Below are 17,484 nucleotides of genomic sequence, written 5' to 3'. Positions count from 1 at the left end.
CCGCACCATGCCTTCGTAGCTCAGGGGATAGAGCACGGCTCTCCTAAAGCCGGTGTCGCAGGTTCGAATCCTGCCGAGGGCACGATGCGTTAAGCCGCTGAACTGGGGTTTCTCTCCCCCAGGGACGGCTTCTGCTCGGCCTCGGACTCCTCGTCCGGGGCCGTTTGCGTGAGCGGACGGAGAGTTGATCCCCGAAATCTCTCCAGACATGTGCATGGTGTTCGGCCCGGAGGACGAGATGACCGTCGAGATCGCCGAGGCGCTCGCCGTGATCCGCCTCGACCTCGACGGTTCGACTTCCTGACCCGCTTCCTCCAGAAGCAGCACCGCCAAAACCATGCTGCTCTGCGGTCGAGGGTTTCGCGACGGTCACGTCGCCGGGTGGTTCAGCGCTCACCGGTGTGGCCGTCAGGCCAGTGGTGCCGTCGGCCGTGTTCCGATCCTCTGGCGACGAGTCCACAGCGCCGGCTTCCCACTTGTCGTGGGCTTGCTGGTCGGACGTCGGCCGACGGGAGGGAGCATGAGCGAGATCAGCGTGCTGGAAGGACGGCGGACAGTACGCTGAATCCAGCGGGATCGGGCCCGCAGCACAGTGTCCGGGAGGTGCTTCATGACGGCCGAGATGGTGGCCCCGGCGTGGATGCATGAGCAGATCACGGCGGAGGAGTACGAATCCTGGTCCGAGGAACAGTGCGCCGGCATCGAGATCGTGGACGGGATGGTCGTCGTGAGTCCCAGTGCCTCCAAGCGGCACAACCGGCTGGCCCGGATTGTGGCGAACGCCCTGGATGCTGCCGCGGGCCCGGAGTGGAACGCCGACACGGACTTCGACGTCCGGCTTCAGGACGTCCCGCTCACCAATCGCCGCCCGGACGTCGTCGTGTACCGCGCAGACACGATCGACATCAGCCCCACCCGCCCCGAGCATGTGCTGCTGGTCGCGGAAGTGGTGTTGCCAGGCTCGGAAACAACCGACCGGATCGTGAAGGTCGACCAGTACGCCAAGGTGGGCATCGGCTTCTACTGGAGGATCGAGCAGGCCGCGACCGGGGTTCCTCTCGTGTACACCTACGTTCTCGACCCCGCGACGAAGACCTACCGGGACGGAGACGTGTTCACCGGCGTCCTCAAGGCAGCGGCCCCCTTCCCAGTGGAGATCGATCTCGGCCAGATCTGATCCACCCGCTGCTCAGCGGGCACCGCGCATGACCGAACCCGAGCTGAGGTTCGTCTCCCAAGGGGGCGCCGGTTCGGGGACGGTGGTTTCGTTCGGGGATGCGGCAGGTTTGCGGAGCAGGAGCAGCGCCGCGTCGTCGTGCAGTCGGCCGCCCACATGCGCCAGCAGTTCGTCATGGAGCGCGGTGAGGGTGCCGGCCGGGTCGGCGGACAAGTGGCGGGCCAGCCCTTCGGCGAGCGGGTAGAACTCACGGCCGTGGTTGCGGGCCTCGGTGACCCCGTCGGTGTACAGCAACAGTTGATCCCCGTCGGCGAAGGGCAGCACCTGGAGGCTGGGGGTCTCGTCCGTGAGGGCGCGCAGCCCGAGGGGCGGGGCCGGATGGGCGGGCTCCACCGCCACGACGGCGCCGGATCGACCCACCATCAGCGGAGGCGCGTGTCCGCAGTTGACCATCTCCAAGTGGCCTGCCTGCGGGTACCCGGCGACCACGGCGGTGACGAAGTCGTCGCAACCGAGGTTGCGCGCCAGGCTCCGCTCGATCCTGTCGACGACGGCGAGGAGATCGGGCTCGTCATAGGCGGCCTCACGGAAGACACCGAGTACGAGTGCGGCGGTCCCCACGGCCGGCAGCCCCTTGCCGCGCACATCGCCGACGATCAGCCTGACCCCGTACGGGGTGGGCACCAGCGCGTAGAGATCCCCGCCGATACGGGCCTCCGCCGCCGCGGCGCTGTAGCGGACGGCCACCTGGAACGGGCCGACAGTCGCCGGTACGGGCTTGAGGAGCGCATGCTGAGCGGCCTCCGCGACGGAGCGGACGGCCGCGAGCACCCGTTCACGACGCCCCCGCAGCGCGCTGGCGAGGCCACTTGCCAGCGTGACGGCGGCCAGGGCGGCCAGTACAGCCGTCAGCTCTTGTCCCGGAACACCGTCCCGGGTGCCGAGCGTCGCGCCCAGCACCGCGGCGAGAAGGCCGACACAGAGGACTCCGCGCGGCCCGCTGGTGGTGGCGGCCAGCGTGGGCCCGGCCGCGAGCAGGGGCAGCCAGATCGTCCCTGCTCCGCACGCGGCATCGATGAGCACGACGACGGAGACGATCAGCACGGGCAGTACGGGGGTACCGGCGGCCAACTGCACGGCGGCACGCTTCCGGGCCGCCGACCCGGCACCGGCCGCTCGGTTCCTGAACGGCCGTATCGGCCAGTGGTCGCCACTACGGTCTCGGGCGTGACTCATGCTTCGTCCGTAGTCCTCACCTGCGCGCGGGGCGCACTCACGAAATGTCTCTTTCATCCAGGAAAGAGGTTCGGTCCGGGCGCCACAAGGAGAGGATTTTCAGATAGTGAGCGAGAGGCCCCTGGTCACGCGACTCGCGGTCGGGATCAGCCGCTCCAGAATCTCCTCGAGTCGGGAGAGCCGGTCCGCCCGCAGTGAGACGCCGAGCGAGCCGAGTGTGTCCCCGCTGTAGACGGGCACGGCGACACAGACCGTACCGAGGGCATACTCCTCCAGGTCCGTGACGGCCGGGGCCACGGGTGAGGCGTCGAGTCGCCGGAGCAGCTCCGGAGGGCTGGTGATGGTCCGTGGTGTGAGGTCGGCGAGGTGGTGCCGGGAGAGGTAGTCCTTGCGGGCCTCGTCGTCCAGTTCTCGCAGGACGGACTTGCCCAGCGCGGTGGCGTGCCCCGCGTCCTCGAATCCCACCCAGAGGTCGACACGGGGCGCCTGCGGGCCGTCGACGATCTCGGCGACCCGGATCTCGCCCTCCTCGTAGAAGGTGAGGTAGGCGGCGGTCGCGAGCTCGTCCCGCAGAGCGGCGAGCGTGGGACGGACACGGCTGAGCAGCGCCTGCCCGCGGCCCGTGGTGTGCAGCGTCTGCAGCTTGTCTCCCAGGACGAACCCGCCGTCGTCCAGCTTCCGTACGTATCCGTCGTGGACCAGCGTCCGCAGCAGGTGATAGGCAGTGGCCAGAGGCAGTCCCGTCTCACGTGCCAGTTGCTTCGCCGGCGCGCCGTTGTCGTGCGCGCTCACGGACTCCAGCAGTCGGAGGGCCCGCCGCACGGAAGTGATGAGCGTAGGGCCACCGTCGTGAGCACCCATACGACCAGCGTGCGCCGAGCACACGACGCAGGCAAGGCGCGCGCCCCTTCGCGACTCGGGGATGTCCGCAGCCATGAACCGCATCAAGAATCATGCCGGGCGCTTCTGACCTGCACGGACAGCAGTCGGCATGAACGAACACCACTGCCGAGCGCACCAACCGAAAGACCCCGGACCGATCATGGTCCGGGGCCTTTCGCATCGGGCTCGCACCGCTACTTCAGCTCGTCGGCGGTGAAGTACTCGTCCGTGATCAGCACGTCGTAGTTCGACTTGTCGACGCTCGTGGGCTGCAGGAGGACGGCGGGTACGGGCTTGACGCCGTTCTTGTAGCTCACGGAGTTGTCGATCGAGACCACGCGGTCGTTGAGTATCTCGTCGACCATGTTCGCGGCGGCGTCGGCGAGTCGGCGGACGTCCTTGTAGACGGTCTGCGACTGCCCGCCCGCGATGATCGACTTCACCGAGGCCAGTTCGGCGTCCTGGCCGGTGACGATGGGGAGGGGCTTGGCGCCGGTGCCGTAGCCGTCCAGGGTCAGCGCGGCCAGGACGCCCCTGGAGATGCCGTCGTAGGGCGACAGGATCGCGTCGACCTTCTTGGCGCCGTAGGACCCGTTGAGGATGTCGGTCATGCGCTTCTGCGCGGTGGGCCCGTCCCAGCGCAGCGTGGTGATCTTCTCGAGCTCGGTCTGGCCGGACGGGACGATCAGCTGCTTGCTGTCCAGGAACGGCTGGAGGAGCGCCATCGAACCGTCGAAGAAGTACTTGGTGTTGTTGTCGTCGGGGGAACCGGCGAACAGCTCGATGTTGAACGGGCCCTCGCCGTCCTCCAGGCCGAGCTTCTCGATGATGAAGTGGGCCTGCATCCGGCCGACCATCTCGTTGTCGAAGGAGACGTAGTAGTCGACGTCCTTGGTGCCGAGGATGAGCCGGTCGTAGGCGATCACCGGAATCTCCGCGGCGGCCGCCTTCTTCAGCACTCCGTTCAGCGACGTGTTGTCGATGGCCGCGATGACCAGTGCGTCGACGCCCTGCTGGATCAGTTTCTCGATCTGGGAGACCTGGGCCTTCGGGTCGTCGTCACCGTAGACCAGCTTGGTCTTGTACTCCATGGCCTTCAGGCCCTGGACGAGGGTCTTGCCGTCGGTCAGCCAGCGCTCGGAGGCGCGGGTCGGCATGGCGATGCCGACGGTGCCGCCCACGGAGCCGGCCCCGGAGGTGCCCGCGGAGCTGCCCTCGCTCTCCTTGCCGCAGGCGGACAAGGGGAGGGCGAGTAAGGCGGCTCCGGCGAGGACGGCTCTTCGATTGAGCATCGTGATCGTTCCTTGTTCTTCTCGTCGTTGAGACAGTCAAGGGCGAGTGATCAGCCGGCGGACCTCACTCAAGCCGTTCGAAATGTCGTCGCATGATCGGAATATTGGCGAGGACAGTAAGGGGAGGTGCACGTGGTGTCAACGGTGTGAACAGGAACGGTTACAGAAAGGTGCGATCAGAGGGGATTGTGAGGGGATCAGGGGCCCTGGTGGCGACCCGGCCATGCACAGGAGTCATCAAAGCGTCGTCACTCCGATATGGACGACTGCCCCGCGCGGGGTCGCGCGGGCGCATACTAGGCACAATGACAAAGCCATCTGCACCGAAGCGTCATTTGCCCACCAGCCCCTTCAAGGCCCCGGTGGCACCACCGCCCAAGGAGTTCGCGGTGGGCGACCAGGTCACCCACGACATGTACGGCCTCGGCCGCGTGATCGGCATCGAGGACGGAATCGCGGCGTTCGTCGATTTCGGCTCCGTCCGACAGCGGATCCTGAGCCCGTACACCAAGATGAGCAAGCTGTAGGACCGCGGTGCCCGGTCAGGGCACCGTGGCTCTCTTCATGGCTCCACACGGAACGGAACATCTCTCATCGACGTGAATTCGCTGTTCTCCGCCCCGGAAGGGGCGCCCAGCTCCGCCGCCGCGGCCTCGCCGCCCCCGGCGAACAACCCCTTCCAAGCCCCGGACTTCGGGGACTTCGGGGACGACGACACCTTCCCGATCGAGGACGCACAGCCCTCCTCTTGATCGGAAAATCTCCGAAACATTCGTAAAGTCGAAGCCCTGCCTTGATCTTGCCCAGGCAGGCATGGTCGACCAGTATCGGCGCAACCCCTCAAACAGGGGCGCTGAGCAGGCAAGACAGTCACGCCAGCCTTCCTCTCTTCGCTCGAACGTTTCGAAACAATTACCGAAACTATTGACAGTTGTCAGGGTCACTCCAAAGCTGTCGATGACCGAGCTACTCGACGAGAGGAAGCAGGCACATGAACGACGCACCCGCACCCATGAGCCGCAGGACGTTCGTCAGCGGTGTCGGTACCACCGCGCTGGCGGTCACGGCCGGAGTGGCCCTGCCGGGAACCGCTCACGCGGACACGGTGATCACGTCGAACCAGACCGGGACGGACAACGGGTACTACTACTCGTTCTGGACCGACGCACCGGGGACCGTCTCCATGACCCTGAGCTCCGGCGGGAACTACCGCACCTCATGGCGGAACACCGGAAACTTCGTCGCGGGAAAGGGATGGAGCAACGGCAGCCGCAGGACCGTCAGCTACTCGGGGTCCTTCAACCCGTCCGGCAACGCCTACCTGTGCCTCTACGGCTGGACGTCGAACCCCCTCGTCGAGTACTACATCGTCGACAGCTGGGGGACCTACCGGCCGACCGGGACGTACAAGGGCAGCGTCACCAGTGACGGCGGTACGTACGACATCTACCAGACCACCCGGTACAACGCCCCGTCCGTCGAAGGCACCCGCACCTTCAACCAGTACTGGAGCGTCCGGCAGTCCAGGCGGACCGGTGGTTCCATCACCACCGGGAACCACTTCGACGCGTGGGCCCGCGCGGGGATGACCCTCGGCAGCTTCCGCTACTACATGATCATGGCGACCGAGGGCTACCAGAGCAGCGGCAACTCCAGCATCACGGTGGCCTGATGAGGACCCGGACGCACCTACCGTTACTGGCCGCCGCCGCCCTGGCCGCCGCCGGCACCCTCACCGTCCCCACCGCCGCCTCCGCGCAGAGCGCCGCCTGCACCGGATACGTCGGACTCACCTTCGACGACGGCCCGGGCAGCGGCACCACCGCCCTGCTCAACTCCCTGACGCAGAACGGCCTCAGGGCCACCATGTTCAACCAGGGCCAGTACGCCGCCGCCAACCCGGCCCTGGTCAGGGCGCAGGTCAACGCGAGGATGTGGGTCGGCAACCACAGCTACACGCACCCGCATCTGACCCAGCAGAGCCAGGCCACGATCGACTCGGAGATCTCCCGCACCCAGCAGGCGATCGCGAACGCGGGCGGCGGCACACCGAAGCTGTTCCGGCCGCCGTACGGCGAGACCAACGCGACGGTGAAGTCCGTGGCGGCCAGATACGGGCTGACCGAGATCATCTGGAACGTCGACTCGCAGGACTGGAACAACGCCAGTACCGACGCGATCGTCGCGGCGGCCGGCCGGCTCACCAACGGGCAGGTCATCCTCATGCACGACTGGCCCGCCAACACCCGCGCGGCGATCCCGCGCATCGCCCAGACGCTGGCCGCCAAGGGGCTGTGCTCCGGGATGATCTCCCCCACGACCGGCCGAGCCGTGGCCCCGGGCTAGCGGCCGAGCGGGCGCAGCCGACCGCCGTACGCGGGAATGTCGTATCCTCACCGCACCTGCCGTGCCCGTGACCTGGGGGGTTCCAGGGTCGGCGGCCGGCTCGAAGCAAATGGGGATCCATGCGTGCAGCAGTCATGGGCGCCGCTCTCGGCGGCGCCCTCCTCCTTGCCGGTTCCGTGCTCACCGCCCCGGCCGCGTCCGCGGCCGAGACGGGAGTGGTGATCGAGAAGGTGTCGGTGAACGGTGGCAAGTCCATCGTCTTCGGTACGTCCCGTACGGAGTCGTTCACGATCGCGGTGACCGTCTCCGACGACTCCGGCATCAGCAAGGACCTCGCGTTCCTGGCGATCGAACGCGAGAAGGGGGACGACTACTGGTCGTTCCACGGAAAGCCCACGTGCACCGCCACCAGCACCACGACGTCGAACTGCAAGCTCGGCGTCAAGCTGGAGAAGGACATCGACCTGCCCCGCAACACCCTCGCGGGCCCCTGGGACGTGTACGTCCAGTTCCAGGCCAAGGACGGTGACTACTACGGGGGCGTCTACCAGACCCACCCCGTGAAGCGGCGTTCCACGCTCGGTGTCGACGCCTCGCCCGAGCCCGTCACCAAGGGCAAGACCCTCACGGTCACGGGCAAGCTGGCCCGCGCCAACTGGGACAAGTACATGTACGCCGGCTACACCTCGCAGCCGGTCAAGCTGCAGTTCCGGCCGAAGAACAGTGCCACGTACACCACGGTCAAGACCGTGACGAGCGACAGCACCGGCAAGCTGAGGACGACCGTCAAGGCCGCCCAGGACGGCTACTGGCGCTGGAGCTTCGGCGGCACCGCCACGACCGCCGCGGTCAAGGCCACCGGCGACTTCGTCGACGTGCGCTGACCGGAACCCGTACGGCCGAGGCGGGGGTGGGGGCGAGGGTGGGCACAAGCGCCGCGCACAGCAGAGCGAGGGCAGCCGAACGTCTCAAAGGGACCTCTGGGGAAAGGCTGGGGGGTCCTCGACAGCCCCGAGACCCCCGGCGGCTGCTTCGGCCACTACGCCGACATCCAACGCCCCGGCTTCCGCACCCTCACCACGGCTACGACTACCGCGCCGTGAGCATCGTGGTGCGGTCCACCTGACAGCCGGGCCCGCTCCTCCCCCTCGGCTCACTGGCCCAGTGGCGCCGGTGGTGTGGTGTCCGGGATGGGCTTTGCGGGGGACGGGGCCGGTGGGTGGGCTGTTTTCGTGCGTTCCTTGGTCAGGGCTTTTGTCAGTTTGCGGGCCAGCAGGGGGTCGGCCGGGAGGACGTGGGAGGCGAACCAGCGGGCCGCGGTGGGGTCGGGGGACGGGTCGGTGAACTCCGGTCCCGCGTAGTCGTCCAGGGGCGGGTCGTAGATGTAGCCGGAGACGATCCCGTGGGTGACCAGGCGTTCTACGAGGGCGTCGCGGTCATCGACCAGCAGGGGGACCCGGAACAGGGGCAGCGGGCCGTGGTGGGCCGCCCGGTCGTTCAGGGCCGGGGAGGCCCAGGGGGTGCCTGACAGCAGGGTGACGCCCTCCCTGCGGCGGGAGAGGTTCTCGTCCAGCATGTTCATGCGCAGGTTCAGGCCCGCCCGCACCAGCCGCCCGTGGCGGGCGCGGTAGTCGTGCAGGTCCACGCGGATCCACGGGTCGTACGGCAGCAGGCTCGGGGCCTCGTGGGCACAGAGCGACAGCCTCGGTGCGTGCAGGGACATGCGGAAGTCGTCGCGTTCCAGGAGGCCCAGGCGTTGCATGGTGCGCCAGGTGGGGCGTACGAGGTGCAGCGCGCGGACCGTGGAACGGGCCAGCGGGCGCAGGGCCGTCGACAGGTCCGCCGTCAGCCTCGCCGGTGTCAGCAGGTCGTCCCGCAGCAGCTCCAACTCCCTGCGTGCCCGCGCGTCCTCGACCGCCAGGAAGCCGCCCGCCATCCCCGCCACGTGCTTGGAGAGACTGAAGGCGGCCGCCTTGCCGAAGGTACCGATGGGCTGCCCGTCCACGTGCGTGCCGATCGCATGCGCCGCGTCCTCGATCAGCGGTATCCCCAACTGCTCGCAGCGGTCGCGCAGTTCGACGATCCGGTCGGGCATCCCGTACAGGCTCGTGGTCAGCACCGCGTCCACACCGCGCCAGGTGGACTCCGGTACGGCCGCCGGGTCGATGTTGCCGTCCCACGGCGACACCAGGGCCTGGACCGGGCGCAGGCCGGCCGCGAGGACGACGAAAAGGATCACGTCGTCGTTCACCGGGGACATCAGGACCCGGCCGCCCGGGCGGCACCAGCGCCGCAGGGCCAGGTAGAGGGCCAGTCGCGCCGAGGGCGTGTAGACGCATTCCCGTCCGAGCCGCCGTGTCATCGTCGCGGCGAGCCGCGATCCGTACGGCATCGTCACCTCTTCCAGCAAGGAGTCATGAAGGGGTCGGAGCCCCGCGAGAGGGATCTCCGAAGGGGCACCCGGGAGCGCTGCACGCTCTCGAACGCCAGGCCGGACGACCGGCTCAGCGCGTCCTCGCGCGCAGACCGCCGACCGTCTTCAGCAGACGGTCCGCCGGCTCCCGCAGCCGCGGATGCGCCAGCACCGTGTTCCGCAGGCCCCTGACCGGTCTGCGCCACAGACGGTGGGTCGCGGCGACCGGGTGGGGCCGGTACGCGAAACCCTCACCGACGCGCAGTTCACGGGTCTTGAGCCAGTCCTTGTACTCCTTGTCGCCGCGCCCCAGGTCCATCACCCGTACGCCCTGCCGGCCCGCCGCCTCCGCCATGCGCAGATGCATGATCAACCCCGGTGAGTAGTACCGGAGTTCGGGGTCGTACGCCGTGAACCAGGCCGCGAACACGGTGCGCGAGGTGGGGCCGAAGTGGGCCGCGACCGGACGGTCACCGGCGTAGACGACCGACAGGACGCCGGTGAAGTGCTCCTCGCGCACCTGGAAGAAGTGGTCGGTGAGACCGACGATCCAGGGGCGGGCGAAGCGGTCCATACGGCCCGTGCGGCGGTACTGGGCCGACTTCCACCGCATCAGCTGCCGCAGCATCGCCGGATCCCGCTCGTCGAAGACGAACCGCAGCTCACCGAGGTCGCGGGCCAGCCGCCGTTCCTTCTTCAGAACCGTCTTGGCGAGTCCCGGATAGGAGCCGCGCAGCCACTCCGGATACGTCCCCTCGGCGGCCTTCAGATCGACGACCGGGGACGCGAACGTCCCGGTGACGTACCGGCCGAGAGGTTTCTGCTCGTCGACCAGGTGGTCGAACTCGAAGACCGAGAGACCGCAGGCCCGCAGCAGCTCCCCCGTGTCCCAGGTGACTCCGGGGCGGTGGACCAGCGCCTGGCAGTCCGAGAGGCCGAGACCGATGGCCCGGCCGACACCGAAGGCGTTGCGTTCGTACGGGAAGAAGCCCACGGGCTCCCCGTGCTCGTGCAGGACCGCCACCCGGGCGCCGCCGCGGTACTTTCCGACCCCGGCCGCGAACTCCGGTGCCAGGAACGGGTTTCCGAAGTCGGGCGACTCGTCCGTCACCCGGTGCCAGGCCGCACGGAGCTCTCCGCCCAGCTCCTCGGGTCTGTGGATCGTGATCCGGTTTCTCATGGAGTTGCTCGTGGATCGCATGGGCGACCGCTCCCCCCAGTTCCCCCCACGACGCGTCTACCGCGTCCTGCCACGCGCACAGAGTGCGGTGAGGCTCAAACGTCGCGAAACAGTACGCAGACTGTCAAGAGTGCCTGTCGTAACGGAACCGTACGGACTGGGAGGTTCCGTTCCCTCCGCGTTTCCGCGACCCCTACATTGATCTCATGGCCGTGCCCGTTCCCGATGTCCGTGTGCTCATCTCGTACTCGCACGACGGCGACGGACACCGCAAGGCGGTCCTCAACCTCGCGAACCGGCTCCGCCATGCGGGCATCGACGCCTGGATCGACCAGTTCGAGGAGCACGAGCCGCCCGAGTCGTGGCCGGACTGGATGCGACGGGAGCTCACCAAGGCCGACTTCGTACTGGTCGTGGTCACCGAGGTCTACCTGGAGCGGTTCAACCGGGACTCACCGCAGGGCGTCGGGTCCGGGGTCAGGTGGGAGGGCGCGCTGATCACCGCCGGGCTGTACCACGGGCGGCAGGACAAGGCGCGATTCCTGCCGGTCGTGCTGCGGGAGGAGGACCGGCGGCTGATCCCCGTGCCCCTGAACCTGACGACGTCGTACGTCGTCGGCGAGACCGGTGACGGGGACCTCGCTCCGCTTCTCCGGGTCCTGCGGGGAAGCCCCGGGGCCGTTCCCGTGACGCTCGGCTCCTTGCCGGAGGACGCGGCCCGGGACTGGCAGATCGACCTGTATCTGGGAAATGCACGGGAGGTCTGGAGGCGGCTCGACCCCGACCTCCGTCTCGCCCTCGCCCAGGACTGGATCACCGCCAACTCCGGTCATCCGGAGGTCCGGGGACACGACCGCGACGAACTCGCCGAGGTTCTGGCGGAGGAGCCGCCTCGGCACGCGCTGGCCGAGCCGCTGCTGGAGGGCAGAGTGGAGGTGCTGCGTGGTCACTACGCCGCCGTGAACCCGTCCTCCTGGGGTCCCGTGGGGACTCCGCGCCAGGTCGGCCCCGACCACACCATCGTGGAGATGGGCTCGTCGGACGGGGGCTCGCCGGAGCGGTCGTTGCTGATGAGGCGAGTGGGCCGTGAGTGGCTCGTGGCCAACTTCCGGGCGGCGTACGTGATTCCGGGGTGGCCGCCGCGGCAGGAGGAGATACCCGGAGCGTTGCGGAACGGGGGTACGTGAGATGGCGGAGGCCGAGTTCGTGCAGGGGATGACGCCGTTCCTGCGGGAGTCGTTGGGGGCGTACGGCGATGGGGTGCTGACGGGTGAGCCCGCGGCCGGCGCCTCGGGTACGGCGGCGGCGGAGGTCGGGCGGGGGTTGCTGCGGGCGACGTACCGGCGGGTCGACGAGCGGGGGCGTGAGGGGTTGGAGGAGGCGGTCCAGGAGGCCGCCGCGGAGCCCGGGAACGAGGACGCGGTGGGGGCGCTTCGGCAGGAGATCCGGCGGGCGTTGCGGAAGCATCCTGGGCTCGAAGGGGAGTTGGCCGCGCTGCTGGCGGGCGCGGGTGGTGGTACGACGACCGTCATCGCGTCGGGAACGCGGTCGATCGCGGCGGGCGGGAACATCGGTGTCGCGATCACCGCTGACGGTCACGGTTCCTCGAAGCCATGAGCACGGAGGGCGTCGAGGCGTCCGGGGAGCGGGCCATCGCGGCGGGTGAGTCGATCGGGGTCGCGGTCAGTGGGGACAACGCTCGGGTCGTCGTGCTGCCCGCGGAGGCCGTGCACTGGGCGCGGACGGTCGTGGCGCCGGCGGGGGCGGGGTTTCTGCCGGGGTCGGCGTCCGGGGTGTTCGTGGGGCGGGAGAGTGAGCTCCGGGAGCTGCGTGCGCTGCTGACCGGTGGTGGTTCGGCCGCGGTGACCCAGCAGGTCGCCGTGCGGGCCATCCATGGGCTGGGCGGAGTGGGGAAGAGCTCGCTGGCCCTGCACTACGCCCATGAGTACCGGGAGTCGTACTCACTGGTCTGGTGGATCACCGCGGAGAGCGCCGAGTCGATCGTGTCGAGCCTGGCGGCGCTGGCCATGGCCTTGAGCCCCCAGTGGGCGGGGGCGGTGGGGTCGGACGAGCGGGCGGCCTGGGCGGTGCTGTGGCTCCAGGAGCATGAGGGGTGGTTGCTGGTCTTCGACAACGTCGAGGATCCGGCGGTGCTGAAGCCGTATGTGGGGACGCTGCACCGGGGGCACCATCTGGCGACCAGCCGCAAGGCGACGGGGTGGCATGTGGTGACCACACGGACCATGGCCCTGGGGGTACTGCCCTTGGAGGACGCGGTCGACCTGCTGACCCGGCTTGCGATTCCCGAACGGGCTCCGACGAGTGAGGAGTGGGGGGCGGCCACGGAGTTGGCGCGGGTCCTGGGGTGTCTGCCGCTGGCGTTGGAGCAGGCGGGGGCCTACGTCCATGAGACGGGGGCCGGGCTGGACGAGTATCGGCGGTCACTGGGGTTGGTGCTGGACGAGGCGAGCGAGGGGATCGATCCGGAGCGGACGATCGCTCGGATCTGGGATCGGACGATCGTTGCCGTCACGGGGCGCGATCCGCTGGCTGTCAGGCTGCTGGACGCCATGGCATGGCTGGCGCCGGACGATATTCCGCGCGCGTATCTCGTCCCTCTGGCACCCGACCTGGTCGCGCTGAACAGGGCGCTGGGTGTGCTGCACACGTACAACATGGTCAGCTTCGGCGACCAGAACACCCTCAAGGTCCACCGCCTGGTGCAGACGGTGCTCCGCAACAGGCCCCACCGACCTGATGACCCGCCGCCCGGACGTCTGGACGCCGAACACGCCCTTCAGCGTGCCCGGCCGTCGGACGAACAGGCCGAGACCGCCACCGACGACCGCTGGCAGGAGTTCATCCCTCAGATCATCGCCCTCGCCGAGAGCGCCCCCGTCGGCACCGCTCCGAGCTCGGCGATGGCCGACGTCTACCTCGGCGTCGCCCAGTCCCTGTTCCGGCAGCTGCGTGACAGCCAGACCGTCGCCTTGCGTCAACAGGTCCTGGCCCAGCGCGAACGGGACTTCGGTGACAGCCACAACAGAACCGTCACCGCCCGCCACAACCTCGGCCGCGCGTATACCGAGGGCGGGCACCCGGAACGAGCCATCCCCCTCCTGGAAACCGCCCTCGCCCAGTTCGAGCGGACCATCGGCGCCACCCATCCCTACACCCTGAGCACCCGCCACAACCTCGCCCGCGCAATTGCCGAGACCGGGGACCTGGAACGAGCCGTCCCCCTCCTGGAAACCGCCCTCGCCCAGGCCGAGCAGATCCTCGGTGACACCCACCCCAACACCCTGAGCACCCGCCACACCCGCGCCCGCGCATTTGCCCAGGCCGGGGACCTGGAACGGGCCATCCGTCTCCTGGAAACCGTCCTCGCCCAGTACGAGCGGACCATCGGCGCCGACCGACCCAGCACCCTGACCGCGCGCCACGCCCTCGCCCTCGCCTACGTCGAGACCGGGGACCTGGAACGAGCCGCCCCCCTCCTGGAAACCGTCCTCGCCCAGGCCGAGCAGATCCTCGGTGACACCCATCCCAACACCCTGACCGCACGCGAGAACCTGGCCACGGCCCGGGCCGGCACCAGCCAGCGGCGACCCGTACAAAATTCTTGTACGGGTGACAAAGAGTGAACGTACGTCCCTTGATGGGCAGTTCCCCCGCATGAGCAACAAGAGCCGCAGCTCGCGGATGAGGAAGAACGCGTCCGCCGTGAAGATGGTCGGGAGTCTCGTCGGTACGTTTCGGCGGGCGGCCGGTCTGACGCAGGTGGCGCTCGCCGAGCGGGTGGGTGTGGACGAGGAGACCATCGCGTCGATCGAGCAGGGCAGACGGACGCTGAAGGAGGATCTGGCTGCTCTGCTGGACGAACTCCTGGACACCAAGGGTGCGTTGGCCGTCGCGCTGGCACACATGCCCGAGGTCGACCTGTTCCCGCGGTGGGCGGAGGAGTACATCGACCTGGAACGCGAGGCGTTGGCGCTGTCCTGGTACGACAACCAGGTGCTGCCGGGCCTGCTCCAGACCCCGGCATACGCGCGGGCGGTCTTCCTCAACGACGTTCCCGCGCTCGCCGAGGACGAGGTCGAGCAGCGGGTGGCGGCGCGGATGGAGCGCCAGGAGATCCTCCAGCGCAAGGAGCCTCCGACCATCAGCTTCGTCATCTCCGAGGTGACAGTGATGGACCGCCTCGGAGATGACGACGTCTACTTCGGGCAGCTGCGCCGCTTGCGCGAGTTGGCCGACCTGCCGTGTGTCACCCTCCAGATCATGCCTGTCGGCCGCAGGTTCCACGCCGGGCTCTCCGGACCGCTCATCCTCGTCGAGACGGCCGATCACCAGCGCGTCGGCTACGTCGAAGGGCAGCTGCACGGCAGGTTGATCGCCGATCCCGACGAGGTCTCTGTCCTGGAGCGCAAATATGCGATGCTGCGGGCACAGGCTCTCAACCCGCAGGAAAGCACGGGCCTGTTGGACCGTTTGCTAGGAGACACATGAGCACCACGCTTCAGTGGTTCAAGTCCAGCTACAGCAGTGAGCAGGGCGGCGCGTGCCTCGAAGTCGCCACCTCACCCCACACCATCCACATCCGCGACTCCAAGCACACCGACGGCCCCGCCCTCACCGTCACGCCCGACACCTGGACGTCGTTCCTCACGCTTGCCGGCCGCCACTAGAGCCAGGGTCACCGCGATCGACCCCGTCGCCATCACCGTCATCCCCGTCGCCGGGGACGTCAGTTGGGCCACCGTGCCCGCCAGCGCCGCCGCCACGCCCTGCATGGTGAGCATCCCGGCGGATCGCAGCCCGAGCGCGTGGCCCGCCATGTCGTCCGGGGTGAGGGACATCAGCCGCTCCTGCTGGACCAGGCTCGCGGCGAAGCCGACGTTGGAGAGGCATACCGCCATGGCCGCGACAGCGACCGGCGGGTGGAACGCGAAGAGCAGGTAGGGCGTCGCCAGCAGCAGGAGCAGCGGGGTGGCCAGCCGGGGGCGCAGCGCGGGGCGTACGAAGCGGCCCACCCACACGTCACCGGCGAACATGCCCAGCGCCCCGCTCGCGAACAGCGCGCCCGCGGCCTCCGGGGCGTAGGAGACGTACAGGGAATCGCAGCCGACCACCAGGCCATTGGGGATCCACAGGCCCAGGTACGTGAGGCGGCGGGGGCGGGAGGACCACAGGAAGGCGTTGCTGCTCCAGGTCGCCCGGACCGAGAGGCGACCCGAGGCGCGGGCCGGGCGGGCGGTCAGGCCCAGGCGGTAGCCCAGGGCCTGCGTCAGGTACAAGGCCGCCGCCAGGAGCAGGCAGGTGCGCGGGGACAGCAGTGCCAGGAGCGCGCCGCCCATCGCGAAACCCAGGACCTGCATCAGGCCCGAGGCCATGTTGAACATCGAACGCCCCAGCACGAAGCCGGACTTGGGGAGGATCTCGTTCAGCAGCCCGCCGGTCACTCCCCCGCCCAGTGACGCGATCAGGCCCTGTACCAGCACCACCGCGAAGACCGCCCAGACCGGCAGCCCGGGCACGGCCAGCACCGCCGTGAGGGCCGCGAAGGCGAGTCCCATTCCGGCCAGCGTCGCCCGCGGGGGCAGCCGGTCGGCGCCCGAGAGCAGGAAGGTCGCGCCCAGTACCTGCGCCAGCTGCGGGCCGAACATGCTCATCGCCGCCAGCAGCGGCGAGTCCGTGGCCCGGTAGACCAGCGTCGCGAGCGACAGACCGCCGATCGTCAAGGCCGCGTTGAAGGCGGCGTAGGAGAGGAAGAACGGGGTGAACTCCGGGGTGCGGAACAGGTCGCGGTAGCTGCGCATAGACGGGAGTCTCGGAGCGATCACCGGCCGGTCGTTAATGTTTCGCGCAGACACGAAAGGTCGTACGACGCATGGGTTTGTGGCTGATCGACGCCGACACCCTCGCCCGCAGCCGCTTCCTGGTCTCCCCGTTCCCGGAGACCTTCGCGAGCCTGAAGCTGCTGCACGCGGGGGCCGGCGCCCACTCGGGCGAGGAGGCGTGGCTGCGCGCGCATCTGCCCGGCTACCGCGCGCTCCTCGCGGCCGACCCGGTGGCGGGACCGCTCGTCGACGCCGGGCTCAGGTCGTGGATCGCCGACTTCCTCTGTCCCACACCGTGCGCCGGGGAGACCTTCGAGGAGACGGTGGTCCGGGTGCGGGCGGCCGCCCCCGAAGCGGCCCGCGCCAACCTCCGGGTGTCCCTCGCCGGACCGCTCCCCGCCGTCCTGGAGCGGGACGACCTGCCCGAGCGGGCGGCCGCGCTCCTCACGTACGTCTGGGAGGAGACCGTACGGCCGTACTGGGACCGTCGGCGGCGCGTCCTGGAGGCCGACGTGGTCGCGCGGACCGCGCAGGTGAGCCAGGGGGGCTGGGCCGCCGTACTGGACTCGCTGCGGCCCTGGACCCGCTGGCTCGGCGGGAGCCGGTTCCAGGTGAACCTGCACGAGTATCCGCCGCGGGAGATCGCCTCCGGGGCGGAGCTGGCCTTCGTCCCGGTGACGACGGGACGCGGCTGGGTGTCGTGGGAGGGGCGGGAGCGGTACGCCGTGGTCTACCCGTGCTCCGGGGTGCTCGCCGAGGACCACGACCGGCGGCCGGTCCCGGCGGGGCTCGGCGCGCTGGTCGGGCCCGCGCGGGCGACGGTGCTCACGCTGCTCGGCTCCCCCATGAGCACGACCCAGCTCGTCGCCGTCACCGGCCAGTCACTCGGCTCGGTCGGCCGTCATCTGCGGGTGCTCCTGGACGCGGGGCTGGTGGAGCGGCGGCGGGCGGGTCGGTCGGTGCTGTACGAGCGGACTGCGGCGGGGGACGTGCTGGTCGAGGCGCCGGGTGCCAGTCCGCGCCCCAAAGGGGCGCGGGGAACGGCGCGACCAGCCACGGACGGCCCGCAGCCGTAATACGACCTTCGTTCGGCTGCCCCCAGCGGAGCGCCTAGCATC

General features: G+C 69.3%; 17 protein-coding genes, 1 tRNA gene and 1 pseudogene. 13 read left to right on the top strand and 6 right to left on the bottom strand.

Translation table 11 applies throughout. From position 1 onward, the window contains the following. Positions 1–9: 9 nt before the first annotated feature. Both QF037_RS27000 and QF037_RS26995 read left to right on the top strand, forming a co-directional pair. Positions 10–82: transfer RNA gene (locus QF037_RS27000), tRNA-Arg, on the top strand. A gap of 528 nt (positions 83–610) precedes the next feature. Then, positions 611–1,177, top strand: coding sequence for a Uma2 family endonuclease (locus QF037_RS26995; protein WP_307029462.1), 567 nt, complete (start codon positions 611–613; stop codon positions 1,175–1,177). 12 nt (positions 1,178–1,189) lie between these two features. Here the strand turns inward: QF037_RS26995 and QF037_RS26990 are convergent, their stop codons facing one another. From QF037_RS26990 to chvE, 3 genes are all read right to left on the bottom strand, one after another. Further along, positions 1,190–2,413, bottom strand: a complete 1,224-nt coding sequence (locus QF037_RS26990; RefSeq protein WP_307029460.1) for a PP2C family protein-serine/threonine phosphatase — start codon at positions 2,411–2,413, stop codon at positions 1,190–1,192. Positions 2,414–2,512: 99 nt separating this feature from the next. Beyond that, positions 2,513–3,274 (bottom strand): IclR family transcriptional regulator, encoded by a 762-nt coding sequence (locus QF037_RS26985; RefSeq protein ID WP_307029458.1) that lies wholly within the window; start codon positions 3,272–3,274, stop codon positions 2,513–2,515. Between the two features lie 215 nt (positions 3,275–3,489). Further along, complete coding sequence (gene chvE, locus QF037_RS26980) at positions 3,490–4,587, bottom strand: multiple monosaccharide ABC transporter substrate-binding protein (RefSeq protein WP_307029456.1); 1,098 nt, start codon at positions 4,585–4,587, stop codon at positions 3,490–3,492. A gap of 305 nt (positions 4,588–4,892) precedes the next feature. Between chvE and QF037_RS26975 the strand changes: the two genes are divergently transcribed. The 5 genes from QF037_RS26975 (at position 4,893) to QF037_RS26955 (ending at position 7,817) form a co-directional block, all read left to right on the top strand. Continuing rightward, positions 4,893–5,114 carry a hypothetical protein gene (locus QF037_RS26975; RefSeq protein WP_266891077.1) on the top strand — a complete coding sequence of 74 codons (222 nt, stop codon included), beginning with the start codon at positions 4,893–4,895 and terminating at the stop codon, positions 5,112–5,114. Positions 5,115–5,186: 72 nt separating this feature from the next. Then, positions 5,187–5,339, top strand: a complete 153-nt coding sequence (locus QF037_RS26970) for a hypothetical protein (protein ID WP_307029455.1) — start codon at positions 5,187–5,189, stop codon at positions 5,337–5,339. A gap of 239 nt (positions 5,340–5,578) precedes the next feature. Further along, on the top strand, positions 5,579–6,259 hold the full coding sequence (locus QF037_RS26965; RefSeq protein WP_307029453.1) for a glycoside hydrolase family 11 protein: 681 nt from the start codon (positions 5,579–5,581) through the stop codon (positions 6,257–6,259). Then, positions 6,259–6,933 (top strand): polysaccharide deacetylase family protein, encoded by a 675-nt coding sequence (locus QF037_RS26960; RefSeq protein WP_307029451.1) that lies wholly within the window; start codon positions 6,259–6,261, stop codon positions 6,931–6,933. Before QF037_RS26965 ends, QF037_RS26960 begins: the two co-directional genes overlap by 1 nt. A gap of 119 nt (positions 6,934–7,052) precedes the next feature. Next, entirely contained in the window at positions 7,053–7,817 is a 765-nt protein-coding gene (locus tag QF037_RS26955; RefSeq protein ID WP_307029449.1) for a hypothetical protein, read from the top strand. Positions 7,818–8,086: 269 nt separating this feature from the next. On the opposite strand, the gene QF037_RS26945 is transcribed toward QF037_RS26955, so the two are convergent. Together QF037_RS26945 and QF037_RS26940 are read right to left on the bottom strand one after the other, a co-directional pair. Further along, a complete protein-coding gene (locus tag QF037_RS26945; RefSeq protein WP_307029447.1) occupies positions 8,087–9,325 on the bottom strand; it encodes a DegT/DnrJ/EryC1/StrS family aminotransferase in 1,239 nt (412 codons plus the stop codon). A gap of 112 nt (positions 9,326–9,437) precedes the next feature. Next, on the bottom strand, positions 9,438–10,547 hold the full coding sequence (locus tag QF037_RS26940; RefSeq protein WP_307029445.1) for a GNAT family N-acetyltransferase: 1,110 nt from the start codon (positions 10,545–10,547) through the stop codon (positions 9,438–9,440). Between the two features lie 185 nt (positions 10,548–10,732). On the opposite strand from QF037_RS26940, the gene QF037_RS26935 reads away from it, so the two are divergent. The 5 genes and pseudogenes from QF037_RS26935 to QF037_RS26915 form a co-directional block, all read left to right on the top strand. Next, complete coding sequence (locus QF037_RS26935) at positions 10,733–11,713, top strand: toll/interleukin-1 receptor domain-containing protein (protein WP_307029443.1); 981 nt, start codon at positions 10,733–10,735, stop codon at positions 11,711–11,713. Position 11,714: 1 nt separating this feature from the next. Further along, a complete protein-coding gene (locus tag QF037_RS26930) occupies positions 11,715–12,143 on the top strand; it encodes a hypothetical protein (RefSeq protein WP_307029441.1) in 429 nt (142 codons plus the stop codon). After that, positions 12,140–14,170: a tetratricopeptide repeat protein gene (locus QF037_RS26925; protein ID WP_307029439.1), complete on the top strand. Its 2,031-nt coding sequence runs from the start codon at positions 12,140–12,142 to the stop codon at positions 14,168–14,170. Before QF037_RS26930 ends, QF037_RS26925 begins: the two co-directional genes overlap by 4 nt. 31 nt (positions 14,171–14,201) lie before the next feature. Further along, positions 14,202–15,035, top strand: coding sequence for a helix-turn-helix domain-containing protein (locus QF037_RS26920; RefSeq protein ID WP_307029437.1), 834 nt, complete (start codon positions 14,202–14,204; stop codon positions 15,033–15,035). Beyond that, positions 15,032–15,136: pseudogene (locus tag QF037_RS26915) on the top strand (DUF397 domain-containing protein); the annotation flags it as partial. The gene QF037_RS26920 and the pseudogene QF037_RS26915, both read left to right, overlap by 4 nt. Here the strand turns inward: QF037_RS26915 and QF037_RS26910 are convergent. After that, on the bottom strand, positions 15,107–16,345 hold the full coding sequence (locus tag QF037_RS26910; protein WP_307029435.1) for an MFS transporter: 1,239 nt from the start codon (positions 16,343–16,345) through the stop codon (positions 15,107–15,109). The pseudogene QF037_RS26915 and the gene QF037_RS26910 overlap by 30 nt on opposite strands. Positions 16,346–16,416: 71 nt before the next feature. On the opposite strand from QF037_RS26910, the gene QF037_RS26905 reads away from it, so the two are divergent. Beyond that, positions 16,417–17,442, top strand: a complete 1,026-nt coding sequence (locus QF037_RS26905; protein WP_307029433.1) for an ArsR/SmtB family transcription factor — start codon at positions 16,417–16,419, stop codon at positions 17,440–17,442. Positions 17,443–17,484 lie beyond the last annotated feature (42 nt).

This window comes from Streptomyces canus (genome assembly GCF_030815415.1).
Classification (GTDB): Bacteria; Actinomycetota; Actinomycetes; order Streptomycetales; family Streptomycetaceae; genus Streptomyces; species Streptomyces canus_F.
The sequence above is the reverse complement of the archived record's forward strand: the minus strand, read 5'-3'. Positions and strand labels throughout refer to the sequence as shown.